Source organism: Campylobacter sp. RM16704, assembly GCF_000816245.1.
In the GTDB taxonomy this organism is placed as follows: Bacteria; Campylobacterota; Campylobacteria; order Campylobacterales; family Campylobacteraceae; genus Campylobacter_D.
In genome coordinates, this window is the sequence record NZ_CP007769.1 from 547,066 (window position 1) to 562,628 (window position 15,563).

The 15,563-nt window shown below is 29.0% G+C and carries 16 protein-coding genes and 1 pseudogene; 5 read left to right on the forward strand and 12 right to left on the reverse strand.

Going from position 1 to position 15,563, the window contains the following annotated elements; translation table 11 throughout:
- From CAQ16704_RS02875 to rpmH, 11 genes and pseudogenes are all read right to left on the reverse strand, one after another.
- The gene (locus tag CAQ16704_RS02875; RefSeq protein ID WP_039666792.1) at positions 1–414 is read right to left on the reverse strand and encodes an META domain-containing protein; all 414 of its coding nucleotides are present in this window, start codon (positions 412–414) and stop codon (positions 1–3) included.
- An 11-nt stretch (positions 415–425) separates the two neighbouring features.
- Positions 426–2,010 (reverse strand): annotated as a pseudogene (locus tag CAQ16704_RS08555) (methyl-accepting chemotaxis protein).
- 15 nt (positions 2,011–2,025) lie between these two features.
- The gene (purH, locus tag CAQ16704_RS02890) at positions 2,026–3,558 is read right to left on the reverse strand and encodes a bifunctional phosphoribosylaminoimidazolecarboxamide formyltransferase/IMP cyclohydrolase (protein ID WP_039666793.1); all 1,533 of its coding nucleotides are present in this window, start codon (positions 3,556–3,558) and stop codon (positions 2,026–2,028) included.
- Positions 3,555–4,325, reverse strand: coding sequence for a Dna-J like membrane chaperone protein (locus tag CAQ16704_RS02895; RefSeq protein ID WP_039666794.1), 771 nt, complete (start codon positions 4,323–4,325; stop codon positions 3,555–3,557). The genes purH and CAQ16704_RS02895 overlap by 4 nt, the downstream gene beginning before the upstream one ends.
- A 2-nt stretch (positions 4,326–4,327) precedes the next feature.
- Entirely contained in the window at positions 4,328–6,505 is a 2,178-nt protein-coding gene (gene purL / locus CAQ16704_RS02900) for a phosphoribosylformylglycinamidine synthase subunit PurL (RefSeq protein ID WP_039666795.1), read from the reverse strand.
- 12 nt (positions 6,506–6,517) lie between these two features.
- The gene (mnmE, locus tag CAQ16704_RS02905) at positions 6,518–7,846 is read right to left on the reverse strand and encodes a tRNA uridine-5-carboxymethylaminomethyl(34) synthesis GTPase MnmE (RefSeq protein WP_039666796.1); all 1,329 of its coding nucleotides are present in this window, start codon (positions 7,844–7,846) and stop codon (positions 6,518–6,520) included.
- On the reverse strand, positions 7,843–8,673 hold the full coding sequence (locus CAQ16704_RS02910; RefSeq protein ID WP_039666797.1) for a Jag N-terminal domain-containing protein: 831 nt from the start codon (positions 8,671–8,673) through the stop codon (positions 7,843–7,845). The genes mnmE and CAQ16704_RS02910 overlap by 4 nt, the downstream gene beginning before the upstream one ends.
- Positions 8,657–10,234 (reverse strand): membrane protein insertase YidC, encoded by a 1,578-nt coding sequence (gene yidC, locus CAQ16704_RS02915; RefSeq protein WP_039666798.1) that lies wholly within the window; start codon positions 10,232–10,234, stop codon positions 8,657–8,659. The genes CAQ16704_RS02910 and yidC overlap by 17 nt, the downstream gene beginning before the upstream one ends.
- Positions 10,198–10,581 (reverse strand): membrane protein insertion efficiency factor YidD, encoded by a 384-nt coding sequence (gene yidD, locus CAQ16704_RS02920; protein WP_039666799.1) that lies wholly within the window; start codon positions 10,579–10,581, stop codon positions 10,198–10,200. The genes yidC and yidD overlap by 37 nt, the downstream gene beginning before the upstream one ends.
- On the reverse strand, positions 10,569–10,895 hold the full coding sequence (gene rnpA / locus CAQ16704_RS02925; protein WP_039666800.1) for a ribonuclease P protein component: 327 nt from the start codon (positions 10,893–10,895) through the stop codon (positions 10,569–10,571). Before rnpA ends, yidD begins: the two co-directional genes overlap by 13 nt.
- Complete coding sequence (gene rpmH, locus CAQ16704_RS02930; protein ID WP_012661270.1) at positions 10,892–11,026, reverse strand: 50S ribosomal protein L34; 135 nt, start codon at positions 11,024–11,026, stop codon at positions 10,892–10,894. Before rpmH ends, rnpA begins: the two co-directional genes overlap by 4 nt.
- A gap of 143 nt (positions 11,027–11,169) precedes the next feature.
- Between rpmH and CAQ16704_RS02935 the strand changes: the two genes are divergently transcribed.
- Genes CAQ16704_RS02935 through CAQ16704_RS02945 form a run of 3 tightly spaced genes read left to right on the forward strand, consistent with a single transcriptional unit; the run spans position 11,170 to position 13,468 of the window.
- Positions 11,170–11,643, forward strand: a complete 474-nt coding sequence (locus CAQ16704_RS02935; RefSeq protein WP_052245050.1) for a GNAT family N-acetyltransferase — start codon at positions 11,170–11,172, stop codon at positions 11,641–11,643.
- Positions 11,643–12,254 carry a uracil-DNA glycosylase family protein gene (locus CAQ16704_RS02940; protein ID WP_039666802.1) on the forward strand — a complete coding sequence of 204 codons (612 nt, stop codon included), beginning with the start codon at positions 11,643–11,645 and terminating at the stop codon, positions 12,252–12,254. Before CAQ16704_RS02935 ends, CAQ16704_RS02940 begins: the two co-directional genes overlap by 1 nt.
- Complete coding sequence (locus CAQ16704_RS02945) at positions 12,251–13,468, forward strand: hypothetical protein (RefSeq protein WP_039666803.1); 1,218 nt, start codon at positions 12,251–12,253, stop codon at positions 13,466–13,468. Before CAQ16704_RS02940 ends, CAQ16704_RS02945 begins: the two co-directional genes overlap by 4 nt.
- Here the strand turns inward: CAQ16704_RS02945 and CAQ16704_RS02950 are convergent.
- Entirely contained in the window at positions 13,422–13,826 is a 405-nt protein-coding gene (locus CAQ16704_RS02950; protein WP_039666804.1) for a YbgC/FadM family acyl-CoA thioesterase, read from the reverse strand. The two genes, CAQ16704_RS02945 and CAQ16704_RS02950, sit on opposite strands and share 47 nt — an antisense overlap.
- A gap of 313 nt (positions 13,827–14,139) precedes the next feature.
- Here CAQ16704_RS02950 and CAQ16704_RS02955 point away from each other — a divergent pair, with 313 nt between their 5' ends.
- Together CAQ16704_RS02955 and CAQ16704_RS02960 are read left to right on the forward strand one after the other, a co-directional pair.
- Positions 14,140–14,790 carry a thiol:disulfide interchange protein DsbA/DsbL gene (locus tag CAQ16704_RS02955; protein ID WP_039666805.1) on the forward strand — a complete coding sequence of 217 codons (651 nt, stop codon included), beginning with the start codon at positions 14,140–14,142 and terminating at the stop codon, positions 14,788–14,790.
- A gap of 112 nt (positions 14,791–14,902) precedes the next feature.
- Positions 14,903–15,562, forward strand: a complete 660-nt coding sequence (locus CAQ16704_RS02960; RefSeq protein WP_039666806.1) for a thiol:disulfide interchange protein DsbA/DsbL — start codon at positions 14,903–14,905, stop codon at positions 15,560–15,562.
- Position 15,563 lies beyond the last annotated feature (1 nt).

A 15,563-nucleotide genomic window follows, 5' to 3' on the forward strand; every position in this document is an offset into this window, starting at 1 on the left:
TTATTTTAAATAAACTTTCATTTTTTTATTTTCTAAAATAATTCCTTCTTCATCGTTAATGATTTTAAATTCTCCATTAAAGTATCTTAAGAAATTGTCTTCAAATTTCATAGATTCTTGATCGCAAAGCATTTTTGTTGAAGCAAGATTATCTTCTATTTTTATGCTACTTCCTTGATCTTTATAATTTCCAAAAAATCTATTACATCCAGCTGTTCCAAAAAGCCTTTTGTCTTTATTGTCAAAACTAATACTTGTTTTTGTATTTTGAGGAAGCTTGTAGCTTTTTCCATTTGCTTCATAAGAACTTATGGTAAATTCTTTATTTTGTAAATCATCAACACTTAAATTTGCCACAGAACACCCACTAAAAACAGCTAAACTTGCTATACTTAATGTGATTATTTTTTTCATTTTTATTCTCCTTATACATGAAAATGTTTTAATTCATCTTCTAAATTTTGACAAACTACATTTAACTCATGAGTAACATCAAGCAAAATTTTTGAAATTTCTTCATTTTTATCGCTTAATTTTACCGTTTCTTGCATTTTATCAAGTAAAGATTGTAAAAAAGTTTCTTGTGTGCTTGAGATTTTTCGCATACAAGCATTTGCTAAGTCTCTTGCATTTTCATTGCAAACTTTTACTTCATTGGTTCCTTCTACTAGATCTTTTGCGTCTTGATTTAAAGAATTAATTTCTTTAGCATTATGTTTTAGTTCTTTGGAAACTTCATTAATGTTATCTACTAATTGCTTGGTGATAATAGCAATATTTTTTAAAAATTCTTCTGAGCTTTGAGCAAGATTTCTTACATCTTCAGCAATAACTGAAAAACCACGACCAAATTCTCCAGCACGTGCAGTTTTAATACTTGCGTTTAATGATAAAAGATTAGTTTTATCAGCAATTTCCCCCATCATATCAGAAGCTTTTTTGATCTCTTCTGCTTGTTTTTCCATAACTTCAACTTTTTGAGATAAAACATCTTCATTTTCTGCAACAACTCTTACTTTATCCTAATGAATCAAGCATGGTGTTTAAAACTTTAAAAGATTTTGTGTTTGCCTTATTTGCATTGTTTGAAAGCTCAGCAAGATCTTGCAACTCTGTATGAATTTGCTCACTTAAATGATAAGATCCATCAGTTTTTGTATGACCTTCTTTTGTTCTATTTGCTAGATCAAGCGCATTGGTATTTAAAAGCTTAGATTGTTTATCTGTCATTTGAGAATTTTCATTAGTAGAAATCACTGCATTTTGAATTTTTCAATAAATTGATTAATATAAGTCAAGCTTTGCCTATCTCATCAGTGCTTTTTATGTTAATTCTTGCACATAAATCTCCATCACCGCTAGCTATAGTTCTTTAGCATGTTTTAAAAGATCTAAAACAGGATTGCTTGCAACTATTTTCAAAATATAAAGCACAGCAAAAACAGTAAAAATCAAAGCAACATTAAAGATTATAATATAAGTTCTAGTTGAACTTGCCAAATCATCATCTACATATTTTAAATCATTATACATATCCATAACACCCAAAACATTACTTTCTTTAGCATTAGCATGACAAGCTAAGCAGCTTTCATTAGCAATTAATGGACGTATAAGTCTTAGATAATGTCCTTGATCGTTATTGATTTTAACAGCATATATTTGTGGTTTATTAAACTGTTCGTTGACAATATTTTCATTACTTGTTGTGTATTTTTGCATTTCAAAAAGTTCAATTGTACTCTTTGAAGGATAAATTTTTTTATATCATTTACCTTCAATCTCTCCAGCATCCTTTATAGTTTGTTCTATAATGGCAGGATCGCCTAAATTCATTGCCATTCTTAGTGTTTGAAAAACAGAAGTGCTTAAGGTATCTAAATGTGCACGGCTGATTCTATCGGTCGTTTGCTGAGAATCTTTTTGTAAGATAATTTGCATGATAATAAAACTAATTAGTAATGTAGAAATCATTGCTAAAGATATCTTCGCACCTATGCTTTTAAACATTTGAAGTTCCTTGTGTTAATGTAAAAAGTGTCTTATACCGCTAAAGTATAGTGCAATACCATATTCATTAGCAGCTTGAATGATATCCTCATCTCTTATGCTTCCACCTGGTTCAATAATAGCTTTTACACCTATTTTGCTAGCCTCATCTATGCTATCTCTAAATGGAAAGAAAGCCTCACTTGCCAAAACACAACCTTGTAAATCAAGTCCCATTTCCTTAGCTTTATTAATAGCTGCTTTAGCTGCATCAATACGACTTGTCATACCCATGCCAATGGCTACCATAGCGCCATTTTTTACATAAACTACGTTATTTGATTTGGTAAATGCAGCAATTTTCATAGCTATTTTAAGATCTTTTAATTCTTGTTCATTAGCTTTTCTTTCGCTTTTTAATACTGCATTTTTTAATTCATCTTCTTTAACTTCATCGCTATCTTGATATACAAAACCACCATCTATGTGTTTAAAATCATATTTATCATAAGCTCTAGTTAAAAATGGTGCTTTTTGTGTAAAGATTTTAATACGCTTTTTATCTTTAAAAACTTCCAAAGCATCATCATCTACATTTGCTGCAATGATTACTTCTATATAAATTTCATTGATTTTTTGCGCTAATTCTTTGTCTAAAGTTCCATTGATAGCTACAACTCCTCCATAAGCACTCAAGGTATCGCATTTAAGCGCATGGATATAGCTTTGGAGTAAGTTTTCTTTTATAGCAAATCCACAAGCATTTGCATGTTTTACAATGGCTACTGCTGGAGCTTTGTCAAAAGTGCTTGCTAAATTTAAAGCAGCATTGATATCGGTTAGATTATTAAAACTTGCTTCACCTTTTAAGGTTGTAAAATTGTGCGTGAAAAAGTCATCAAATTCATATAAAGCACCTTTTTGATGAGGGTTTTCTCCATATCTTGTGTCAAACACTTTTTGACCTACAATAAATTTACTTGCCCCAAAACCACCATTAAAACGCTCATTCATATAATTTGCTATATAAGCATCATAATTTGCTGTATGCTCATAAGCTTTGATCATCAAAGCTCTTCTAAAATCAAGATCTAAAGTATTATCTTTTAAAGCTTGGATGATTTTATCATAGTCTAAAATATCACAAACTACAATGACATTTTTAAAGTTTTTTGCACCACTGCGTATCATAGCAGGACCGCCTATATCTATATTTTCTACAATTTCATCAAAATCTTGAGTTAAAATTGTAGTTTTTTTGAAAGGATATAAATTTACACAAAGTAAGTCTATGCTTTCGATGTTGTGTTCTTTGGCTTGTTTTTGGTGACTTTCATCTTCTCTTTTATATAAAATTCCACCATGAATTTTTGGGTGCAAGGTTTTTACGCGTCCTTCAAACATTTCAGGGCTTTGAGTAAAATCACTAACTTCTTGTACTTGCAGGTTGTTTTCTTTTAAAAGCTTATAAGTGCCTCCAGTAGATAAAAGCTCAAAACCTAATTTTGCAAGCTCACTAGCAAATTCTACCACTCCTTCTTTATCACTGACACTAATTAGTGCTTTCATTGATTTTTCCTTTCTATGTATTGTTTTAAAAATTCATAAGCTTCATTAACTTCTTGAAATTTTTTTACACCTTCTTTTAATTTTGCTTCATTGCTGTTGTTCGCGTTTAAAATATCAGGATGATATTTTTTAGCAAGTTCTCTATAGCGTTTTTTAAGCTCTTGCAAATTTACATTTTCGCTTACACCTAAGACCTCGCATGCTTTTTGCAAATTCATACCCACCTTTTGAGTTTGCATAGAATTTAGAAGTCTGTCAAGTATACTTACATCAAGATTAAATGCTTTGACAATGGCTTTTAATACATCTTTTTTAGTGCTGTTAAGTTCTCCATCAATCAAGGCCATTGCAACCAAAACATTTAATATATTAATTCTTTCTTGTTGAGGTAAAGGTACTTCCTTGATGAGTTCTTTGGCTACTTCATAGGTATCATTTAAGGTGTTTTTGTGTTCATTAAAACTTTGTTTTAAAAATTCTCTTTCTCTTGAATCTTTGGCATTGTAATCAAGAATTTGTGAGATCATATTAGCTTCATTTTCGCTAACCCTGCCATCACTTTTTGCTATTTTTGCTAAAAGTGCTATAACATAGTAGTTTAATCTTCTTTTAAAGCCATCAATTCTTTCTTCGTGATAGCCTTGCTTAAAACCTTGAGAGAAACTTTTAGCCCCTTTTTTAAAAGAGTCTAAAAGATCATCTTTACCCCATGTTTTATAATACCAATAAAATGCCAAAATTGCTAATATAAGTAAAACAAAAAGCATTTTTATCCTAAATACTCATTAAATTTATCAAAATAAATTGTTTGTAGTTTTGCTAAAGATATCTTAATATCATCTAAAATGAAATCTTTTTCATTTAAATTTCCAAGTTTTGTAAATTTAATTCCCATTTCATTTACAAATTCAATAAATTTTTCTTCATTTTTTACTCCGACTATGACTCTTGTTGGACTTTCTTCAAAAATAAAGCTTTTGTTTTCAAAATTAGTTTTTACATTAACACCTAAATTTGCCTTTGCGCTCATTTTAGCTAAGGTAATAGCAAGACCGCCTATACCTATACTATTAGCACAGTCAAGTAATTTTGCTTCGTTTGCTTTTAACAGAAAATCCCATAGTTTTAATTCTGCTTTAAAATCAATATCTTCAAGCTCTCCAGCAACTTTTTGATCTAATACTTTTGCAATTAAAGAACCTCCAAAAGTACCTTTGCTTTCTCCAAGTAGATAAATAGTGCTAGTATCTTTGCTAAAATATGATTTTAAAACATTTTCTGCTTTTTCATTTACCCCAACGCAAGCTATAGTTGGACTTGGAAAAATACTTACTCCATCGGTTTCATTATATAAAGAAACATTGCCACTTACTACAGGGGTATTGAGTTCTTTACAAGCTAATTTAATACCTTCACAACCTTGTGCAAATTGCCACATTACCTCAGGATTTTGTGGGTTGCCATAGTTTAAACAATCACTAATTGCTAAAGGTCTGGCTCCTGAGCATGCTATTTTTCTTCCCGCACTTGCAACGGCCGCTGCTGCACCGATTTTTGGATTTACATAGTTTAATCTTGAGTTACACTCAATTGCCATAGAAAGTAAGCAATTGTTTTCTTTAATTCTAATACTATTTGCACCTAAAGCCCCATCACTTTTTAAAGTATTGGTTTGTACGCTTGAGTCAAATTGCTCATAAATATAAGCTTTATTGCTAACATTTTCATCTGCAAGGAGTTTTTCAAATGCTTCTTGGGTAGGAATGTTAAGTTTAAATTGATAGCTTTTTATTTCATCTAAGTATTTTGGCTTAGATACAGGTCTATCAAGCATAGGTGCTTTTTCGCTTAGTGGCTCAATCGGGATCAAACCAACTAATTCATCATGCCAAAATAGTTCCATTTTGCCAGTATCGGTAACTTCGCCTATAATAGCTGCATCAAGCCCCCATTTGTTAAAAATTTCAATAACTTTCTCTTCATAGCCTTTTTTAGCACAAATTAGCATTCTTTCTTGAGATTCGCTTAGCATTAACTCATAAGGAGTCATACCTTCTTCTCTCATAGGAGTTTTATCAAGGTAAAGTTTCATACCGCTACCACTGCGTCCTGCCATTTCAAAAGAGCTTGAAGTAAGTCCTGCCGCACCCATATCTTGAATTCCAACTATATAATCAGTTTTGAAAAGTTCTAAACAAGCTTCCATTAATAATTTTTCAGCAAATGGATCGCCAATTTGCACGGTTGGTCTTAAGCTTTTGCTAGATTCATTAAAACTATCACTTGCCATTACAGCTCCACCAAGCCCGTCACGACCAGTTTTTGAACCCACATAAATTACAGGATTACCTATACCTTCAGCTTTTGCATAAAAAATATCTTTAATTTTGCAAGTTCCAAGTGCAAAAGCGTTAACTAAGATATTTCCATTAAAACACTCATCAAAAGCGCATTCTCCACCTATAGTAGGTACGCCCATGCAGTTGCCATAATGTGAAATTCCACTTACTACACCTTTGACTAAATATTTTTGATGTTTACCTATTTTTTCATCATGGATATTGCCAAATTTTAAAGAATTCATACCTGCAACAACTCTTGCACCCATGGTAAAAATATCGCGTAAAATGCCACCCACTCCCGTAGCTGCTCCGGCAAAAGGTTCTATAAAACTAGGATGATTATGGCTTTCTACTTTAAATACAGCTGCCATACCTTTGCCTATATCAATAACACCAGCATTTTCTCCAGGTCCTTGTATAACCCATGGTGCTTTAGTTGGAAATCCGTTGAGATATTTTTTGCTTGATTTATATGAGCAATGTTCACTCCACATAGCTGAAATTACTCCAAGTTCCAATAAATTAGGTTCTCTACCTAGTATATTTAAAATTTCTTTATATTCTTCATCACTAATTTTATGTTGTTTTACAATCTCTATATCCATCTTTTCTCCTTTTTATTTTCCTAAGCAAAAATTGCTAAACATTGCCTCTAAAATTTCATCTCTTTCAAATTTTTTAGTAAATTGTGCTATTTCATTTATAGCTAAATTTAGTTCAAAAGCAAAAAGCTCTAAAGAATTTTCTTGTAATAAATCTTTTGCACGCAATATTGCTTCGCTTGCATTTTTACAAGCATTTAGTATTAAGGTATTACTAATTAACATTTCATCGCCATCTAGTGTATTTAAGTATTCATTTAAGCTTTCTTTAACAGCATTGGTATTTTTTTGAGCACAAATATGTATACAATAATTACTAATTTTGTGTTGAAATTTAGCTGGTAAATCACTTTTATTTAAAATATAAATGATTTTTTTGTTAAAAGTTTTTAAAACCTGCAATATATGTTCATCTTCTTGTTCAAATTCTTTAGAATTATCAAATACAACTATAATAATATCTGCTTCTTCGATGCTTTTATAACTTAAATTTACTCCGATTTTTTCAATTTCATCATCTGTATTTCTTATACCCGCTGTATCAATGATTTTGACTAAATGAGAACCTATTTTTAAATTTTCTTCAATACGATCTCTTGTGGTTCCCGCAGTACTTGAGACAATAGCTCTATCATGGGCTAGAAGTGAATTTAATAAGGAACTTTTACCTGCATTTGGTTTACCTATTATAGCTATTTTAAAGCCCTCTATGAGTCCTTTTTTACTTAAAGAAATATTAACTATATCACGTAAAAGTTTTGAATTTTTTTCGCACATGATAATGATTTGATTAAGTAAATTTTGTGGCAAGTCATCATCTGCGTAATCAATACTAGTTTCAACAAAAGCAAGGGTTTGGACAAGATCTACTCTAATGGTATTTAAAAATTTACTTAAATCTCCTTTAATATTTTTTGCAATAATATTTGCTGCTTTTGTTGATTTAGACATGATAATATCTTGTATACTGAGAGCTTTTAAAAGATCCATTTTTCCATTTAAACAAGCTCTTTTGCTAAATTCACCAGGATTTGCCAAGCGCGCACCTGCTAAAATAAGCTCATCAAGTAAAATTTCGCTTAGAGAAAAACCGCCATGAAGTTGAAATTCTACTATATCTTCTCCTGTGAAAGAATATGGTGCTTTAAAATAAATCACTAAAGCCTCATCTAAGAAGTCATTATTATTTTTATAAAGTTTACATAAATGTGCATAACGAGGTTTAAGTTCTTTTTTTTGAGTAATTTTTTGGGCAAGATTTAAAGAGTTGCTTCCGCTTAATCTAATGATACTTATAGAGCCTATTCCATAAGCTGTAGCAATAGCGGCTATAGTGTCATTCATTCATTTTTCTTCAAAAAATCATTTACAACGATATATCTTTGCTCATCGTTTTGTTTGATAGCTACATATTTATTCGGAAATCGCTCTCTTAATTTTTCTAATGCAAGTTTTAGCCAAATTCCATCTAATGGTTTAGTTTGTACTTTTCCATTGGTTTCTATCTTTTCTATAAGAATTTTCAAGTAATTATCTATAGCTTGAGTTTGGTTTTCTAAAAATTGTGCAATTTCTAGTCTTGGTTGAATTTTATATTTAGCATTTAGCCAATTGTAGAGTAGATATGAAAAAGCTTTATATCTATGTGCTTCCCTACCTATTAATAAAGCAGCATCTTTTCCATCAAGCTTAATTAAAACACAATTTTTATCCCAAATACTAACTTGTATTACTTTAATATCAAAATCAAAAGTTGCAAGTAATTTCTCTAGGGAAATTTTTATTTCATCTATATAGAAATCAATATCTTTTTCTTCTTCAGATTCTTTATGAAAAGAATCAAAAATAACATCATTTTTTACTTTGTAATATTCTTTAGATTGAATTTCTAGCGGTCTTTGATTCTTTTCTTTGTATTCTTTTTTTTGCTCATTTTTTTCGTAACTTTTTGAAGTATGCTTTGTAGATTTTTCATTATGATTTTTTTTGAATTTTTCATTATGATTTTTTTTATGTCCTTTTACATAAATAATGGCATTTTTCCTAAATAAACCAAAAAATCCTGTTTTAGAATGTTGAATAACATCATATTCTAGATCAATTACAGAACACTCAAATTGTTTTGAGGCCTTTATGAGTGCTGTTTGTAAATCTTTAGCTTCTATGTTCATGTTTAGCTATTTCCTCTTTTTTGTGGTTTTTAAAAAGCTTATTAACGATTATTTGCTGGATAAGTGAACAAATATTATTAATGCACCAATACAAAGTTAATCCCGCTGGGAAAGTTAAGAAAAAGAAAGTAAAAATCAAAGGTAAGAATTTCATAATTTTTTCTTGCATAGGATCTTGTATAGCCATTGGTGTAATAAGCTGTTGAATAAACATAGTAAGTCCCATGAAAATAGGTAGGATAAACCATGGGTCCATTACTGATAAATCTGTAATCCAAAATGCCCAAGGTGCAGCTTTAAGCTCTATAGCATTAAGCAACACTCTATAAATTGCAAAGAAGATAGGAATTTGTATAAGTATAGGTAAGCACCCGCTCATTGGGTTTGCACCGTGTTTTTTATAAAGTTCCATCATATGCAAATTCATTTTTTGAGGATCGCCTTTATAGCGTTCTCTAATCTCTTTCATTTTTGGAGCTAAATCTTTAAGCTTATTCATAGAAATCATTGATTTATAAGTAAGAGGGAAAAGAATAATACGCACAATTAAAGTCATTATAACAATAGCCCAACCCCAATTTCCCATATACCCATGTAAGAAATTTAAAAATTCAAACATTGGCTTAGCTATAAAAGTAAACCAGCCATATTCAATCACATCATCTAATCTTGGATCAATACTTCTTAAAACATCGTGTTCTTTTGAGCCTATATAACCACTTGCCTTAAAAGTATTGTTTGCACTTGCAAATACAATTGAATTTTCATGTTTATCTTTAGTAACTACTGCATTAAGTTGATTATTAAAATTATAAAAGAATGCACTATAGTAACGGTCTGAAGCTGCCATTAATGTAACATTAGAAAAACTTTCATCATTTTCTACATCACCATCTTCAAGCATTGTTATTTTATCTGCTTTATCGAGTATTAACACTCCGTGTACAGTATAACTATCTACTGCTATATTTGGACGATAACCTGGAGTAATAAAATAAGGTGTATCTTTATTTAAATTTATTTCTAAATCGTAGTTTCCATATTTATAAAAAGTGATTTTTTTGGTTATTACTAAATCATTTAAATTTTGAGTAAGAATTAAAGTGGTGTTTTCATCGCTTATATTGACTGTCTTTTGACTAGTTGTGTATGGTGTATTGAAAGCCTCTTGATTGATTTTTGTATCAGCGAATCTGATTTCTAGAGGTAAAGGAGATAAAGAAGTATCTACTAGATTGATACTTTTACCATTTTCATCTTTATACTTTTTATCACTTAGATAAAATTTAGCTATTCTACCTAAAGAATCAATATGTGCCTCAAAATGCTCACTCTTAACTACTGCAATTTCTGCTTTTTGGTTTATACTAAGTTCTGGTTTTGGAGCTTGTGTATTTATATTTACATTGGCTTGTGGAGCTGAGTTGTTTTGTTCTGCTTGAGTTGCATTTTGCTCAACTGGTATTTTTGGGATAAAAAAGTAATCATATATAACAAAAAATAAAAACGATAAGACTACAGCTATTAATATACGTTTTTGTTGGGATAAGTTTTCTGACACGGATTGTCCTTTGAAAATATAATCTTAATTAAAAAAAATTGATTATCTTTGCAAGGTATATATAAATAATTAAGTTGTTTTAAGGCATTATTATGAGGTTTAAAGCAAATACCTGTGTTTAGATTATTCTTGCATATTTTAGGATAATCAATACCGCCTTTAAAAAATGGATTACACTTTAAGATTCTTAAAAAAACTGCCACAAATGCCTTTAAAATATTATTTTTATTAAATTGCCATAAGGCATATTCAGAGCAACTTGGATAATATCTACAACATTTTGGTTTTAAAGGGCTGATAAAAAGCTGATAAAATCTGATAAGTTTTATACAAATTATTTTATACATCCTATTTTTTTTAAACCCCATTTTAAGTTTTTTTCTAATTTAAAAAAAGGAATCTCAGCAATACTTGTTTTAGCTACAAGTATGTATTTTCCATTTTTAACTTGATTTTTAACCTGAAAAAAAGCTGATCTTAAGAGTCTTTTTGCTCTATTTCTCATAACAGCTTTTCCAACTTTTTTACTAGCAACAACAGCAATTTTTTTTTCACTACTAAAAGTATAAAAAATGATCACACCTTCGCAATGCCATTTTTTACCTTCTTTATAAATTGTTGCAAATTCTTCTAAGCTATTAATGCTTAGAAAATCTTTTATACTGCTAATCTTTTTCTACCTTTAGCACGTCTAGCGTTGATTACTTTACGACCGTTTTTACTTTTCATACGCACGCGAAAACCATGAGTTCTTTTCTTGGGAGTTTTGTGTGGTTGATATGTTCTTTTCATATTTTTTTCCTTAACTTAAAATAAAAAACAAAATAATAAACGAGTATTTTAACAAAATCTTACTTAAATCTGCTTTTAATTAAGAGTTATTTTAAAAGTTTTTGCTAAATTTTTGTATTTGTTTTAAATTTTTACAAGGAACAATAATGAAATTTGAAATTTGTGAGAGTAAAAAAGAGGATTTAGAAAAAATTTTGGAGCTATTAAAAGAACTTGCTGTCCATGAAAATATGCTTGATAGTGTAAAATGTACAACCAAGGAACTTGAAGAATCCTTTTTTAAACATAAATATGCTAAGGCGTTAAGTTTGAAGGTTGATGATAAAATTATAGGATATGTAATGTATTTTTATACCTTTTCATCTTTTTGGGGTTTAGGAGGTTTATATCTAGAAGATATTTATATTCAGCCAAAGTATAGAAAAAAGGGTTATGCTAAAGCTGTTTTTAGATACTTAGCACAAATTTGTAAGAAAAAAAATCTTAAACGTTTAGAATGGGTATGTTTAAATGATAATGATTTGGGCATAGAGTTTTATACCGCACTTAATGCACGCCATATGAGTGAATGGAGAACATATCGTCTAGAAGGAAAAAATTTAGAAGCATTGATGTAATGGATAAAAGAAATTTACATTATTTAAGAGCTTTTGGCTTTGAATATATAGAAGAGCAAATGCAATTTAAAAAGCATGATTTAAATTTTGAAGAATTAAAAGACAAAGTTAAAAATTGCAAGCTATGTCATTTTTCTAAATTGAGAAAAAATATTTTAATGGAAAAAGAAGTTAAAAACGCTAAAATTATAATTTTTCAATCCTTTGTTGATAAAGATGAGAATGAAAGTGGAAAGCTTTTTGCTTCAAAAGCTAAACAAGAGCTTTTACAAATATGCAAAGAGCTCTTGAATTTAAGTGAAAATGAGATTTATTTCTCTTATATGATAAAATGTTTTAGTAATTTTAAAATTGATGAGTATGCTGTAAATTCATGTTTACCATATTTTTATAGTGAACTTGAATTTATTAAAGCAAAGCTTGTTTTATGTTTAGGCAAAGAAGCTTTTGCTGGCTTGGGTTTTGAAAATTTTCAAAAGTATAAGGGTCAATGGCTTCATTTTAACAATATTTTACTTTTACCAAGTTATGATTTGAATTTCTTAAATAAAAATCCTAGCTTTTATACTGAATTTATAGAAGATATTAAAAAAATAAAAGGGTATTTATGAAAAAATGTTTTATTTGTGTAATAATGAGTTTGGCCTTAGCTTCGAATATTTTTTCCAAAGAACAAAGGCCATCTCCTATAGAACCTAGTGAATCTTTTTATCCAAATTTAGAATTCCAAAATTGTGATAATGAATGTTTATTTTCTTTATTGGAAACAGGACTTTATTTTAATTTTTTGTCAAGGTTTAGTAGTGATAACACAAATGAACTCTTAGTAAATATTTATGCAAAACTTTTAAATTCCATTATAGATTTTGAAAAAAGAATTCAAAAGAATGCAAGTGTAAAATTAGCTATCATTATTCCTGAGCAGACTATTAAAAGTTATTCCAATACTATAATAAATTCAAGTATAGCTTATCTTTTAAGACAAAGAGCACAGATAAAAGTAAAAGTTTTTTTGATAGGTACTGAAGATGAAAGTAAGATAACAAAAGCTTTTAAACAAGCACAAAATGAAAAATTCAATTATATTATTGCAGGCTTTACTGAAAAAGGTGTAAAAAATTTGCTCAAAGAAAATCTTGATTCAAATATAAAAGTTTTTATTCCTACTGTACATAAGAGATATATTAATACACAAAATGAAAATGTGTATTTTGGAAGTATAGATTATCAAAAACAGCTTCAAAAACTTTTAGAATTTTCTAATGGTAAAAATATTATTTTTTCAGAGGGAACACCTTTGGCAAGTCGTTTAGATGGAATTGTTCTAAATGCAGGTGATGGAAATGAGAAAATTTATACTATCAATAGTTCTAAATTTGATTTTAAAAGTATTTTAAACCAAAACAAAAGTTTTCAAAATTCAAGTATCATTTTAAATACTTCTTTGATTAAAACAGCACTTATAAGCTCTCAAATAAGAACTTATGATATAAAGCCTTTTGTGTTACTATCTACCCAAATAAATTATAATCCTATATTATTAAGCTTAACACAAATTAATGATAGAAAAAAGCTTTTATTAGCAAATTCTATTTCTAATGAAGATCAAACTTTAGGTTATTTAAATGAGGTTTTTTCGCAAAATATTAATTACAATTGGATAGCCTATGCAACTAGTGTTGGACTTGACTATTTTTACACGCAGTATTTGGATAAAGACTCTCAAAGAATCTTCAATGAAAGTTTAAATAATAATCAATTTGATTATAAAGTTAAAATCATTCGTTCGCAAGGTTTAGGTTTTGTTCCTTTGCAAGATCAGTAAAAATTTTAACTATAGCTTCATCTATAGGAGTCACTTTTTCACTTTTCAAAAAAGCTAAAGTGACTTCAGCTTCAAAAAGTTTCGTGTTTTCTTTATAAATCTCTTGTTTTATAAATACCGAAGCTTTTTTAAGTTTTATGATGAAAGTTTTTACCTCTATGAGATCACCAAGTTTGGCTGGTTTTAAAAAGTTGCAATTTGCTTTAGTAAGCAAAAAATGCCCCTTGTTTTTATCAAAAATGTCTGCGTTCTTTTGAAAAAATATTTCACTTCTTGCTCTTTCACAAAATTTTAAATAATTGCTATGATATACAACACCTCCTGTATCGGTATCTTCGTAATAAATTCGTATTTGCATAAAAAATCCTTGTTGTATTAATATGGTATTTTCTATTTGTTTTTAGAAAAAATAAATGGCTAAAATACAATATAAACTAGCAAAAACAAATTTTGCCACAAAATAATTTATTATTGAATAAAAATTGATTTACTAGTAAGTTTTTTGTTATTAAATGTAGTATTGTTAATACAATAAATTTAATAATACTTTTTAATTCTAATTTTTTAAGTTAAAAAAACAATAAAATCTCAAAAAGTATAAAGTATTTTATTCTAATTTAAAATATAATTTTATGTTAGAATTATATTTTAATTATATAAAAAGGAAAATCATGCAAATATCACAAAAAATTTTTCAATTTATAGCTATCATAGCTTTTATTTTTGGTGTAAGTGCAAATGCACTTAGCGAAGGTAAAGAATATATTGTTCTAAAAACACCTATTCCAAATGCACAAAATTCATTGATAGAAATTTTTTCTTATCGATGCATTCATTGTTATAACCATCATCAGTTTCATACTTTGGCAAAGGTTAAAGAAGCTTTACCAAATTTAAAATATGATATTTTTTCGGTTAGTTCTATGAGCGAGTATGGTGGAGTTTTAAATGAAATGTTTGCTTTAGCTTCCTTTAAGGAAAAAGCTTTAGGTAAAGATGCCGCAAGTAATGACAGCTTGACTTATAAATTAGCCGATGTTTATTTTGTAAGTCATTTTGATCAAAAGATAAATTTAAGTGATCTTGATTTTTTTTATAAAATTGGCTTGAATGTTATTGGTGTTAGTAAAGAAGAATTAGAGAAATTTTTACAAACCAAAGAAGCTAAAGAAATATTAGCAGCCTATGATGTGGCTAATGATATTTCAAGAAATTACGGAACACCTGCTTTTGTAGTAAATGGAAAATATCAAATAAACCCTGATTATATTACTTCTTTAGAAGAGCTGATTCGTATTGTTGATGAGTTAAGTAAAAAATAATTGTTTATCTTTAATGATAAACAATTATTTAATTTATTTTTAATTTGTATTATGTTAATCTACCGAAACAGTAAAATTGTATTTTACTGAATTTTTACTTCAAGGAGAAATAATGACTTTTTTGCAAAAAATCATTAGTGTTGCTATTTTGGTTTTTGGTGTGAGTGCATTTGCTATAAGCGAAGGTAAAGAATACATCACTCTTAAAACTCCTATAATAGGGGGGGGGGGGAATGAAAATTCTCTAATAGAGATTTTTTCTTATCGTTGTACTCATTGTTATGATCATCATAAGTTTAATACTTTGGCGAAGGTCAAAGCAAAACTCCCAAATTTAAGATATGAAATTTTCCCAGTTAGTTCAATGGGGGATTATGGCAAACAAGCCAATGAGCTTTTTGCTTATGCTGCTGCAAAAGATAAAATATCAAATACAGATGTAACCGCAAAAGAAAGTTTGAGTCACAAGCTCGCAGATGCTTATTTTACGGCTTATTTTAAGAAAAAACAAAGATGGGGTGCTGGAAAAGATCCTGAGAGTTTTTATGCTGTAGGTTTAAAAGCAATAGGTATTTCTAAAGCAGAGCTTGATGAATTTTTATCAACTCCTCAAGCACAAGAAATTTTAAAATCATATGAACCGGCTAATGATATTTCAAGAAATTACGGAACACCTGCTTTTGTGGTAAATGGAAAATATCAAATCATTCCTCAAGCAATAACTTCTCCAGAAGTTTTGGTAGAAATTGTTGAAGAATTGATTAAAAAGTAGG

Excerpts from the sequence above, each read along its gene's own strand:
- rpmH (WP_012661270.1), bottom strand. The coding sequence starts at position 11,026 with ATGAAAAGAACATATCAACCACACAAAACTCCCAAGAAAAGAACTCAT.
- CAQ16704_RS02950 (WP_039666804.1), bottom strand. The coding sequence starts at position 13,826 with ATGCAAATACGAATTTATTACGAAGATACCGATACAGGAGGTGTTGTA.
- CAQ16704_RS02945 (WP_039666803.1), top strand. The coding sequence starts at position 12,251 with ATGAAAAAATGTTTTATTTGTGTAATAATGAGTTTGGCCTTAGCTTCG.
- mnmE (WP_039666796.1), bottom strand. The coding sequence starts at position 7,846 with ATGAATGACACTATAGCCGCTATTGCTACAGCTTATGGAATAGGCTCT.
- purH (WP_039666793.1), bottom strand. The coding sequence starts at position 3,558 with ATGAAAGCACTAATTAGTGTCAGTGATAAAGAAGGAGTGGTAGAATTT.
- purL (WP_039666795.1), bottom strand. The coding sequence starts at position 6,505 with ATGGATATAGAGATTGTAAAACAACATAAAATTAGTGATGAAGAATAT.
- yidD (WP_039666799.1), bottom strand. The coding sequence starts at position 10,581 with ATGTATAAAATAATTTGTATAAAACTTATCAGATTTTATCAGCTTTTT.
- CAQ16704_RS02955 (WP_039666805.1), top strand. The coding sequence starts at position 14,140 with ATGCAAATATCACAAAAAATTTTTCAATTTATAGCTATCATAGCTTTT.
- CAQ16704_RS02960 (WP_039666806.1), top strand. The coding sequence starts at position 14,903 with ATGACTTTTTTGCAAAAAATCATTAGTGTTGCTATTTTGGTTTTTGGT.
- CAQ16704_RS02940 (WP_039666802.1), top strand. The coding sequence starts at position 11,643 with ATGGATAAAAGAAATTTACATTATTTAAGAGCTTTTGGCTTTGAATAT.
- CAQ16704_RS02895 (WP_039666794.1), bottom strand. The coding sequence starts at position 4,325 with ATGCTTTTTGTTTTACTTATATTAGCAATTTTGGCATTTTATTGGTAT.
- CAQ16704_RS02910 (WP_039666797.1), bottom strand. The coding sequence starts at position 8,673 with ATGAACATAGAAGCTAAAGATTTACAAACAGCACTCATAAAGGCCTCA.
- CAQ16704_RS02875 (WP_039666792.1), bottom strand. The coding sequence starts at position 414 with ATGAAAAAAATAATCACATTAAGTATAGCAAGTTTAGCTGTTTTTAGT.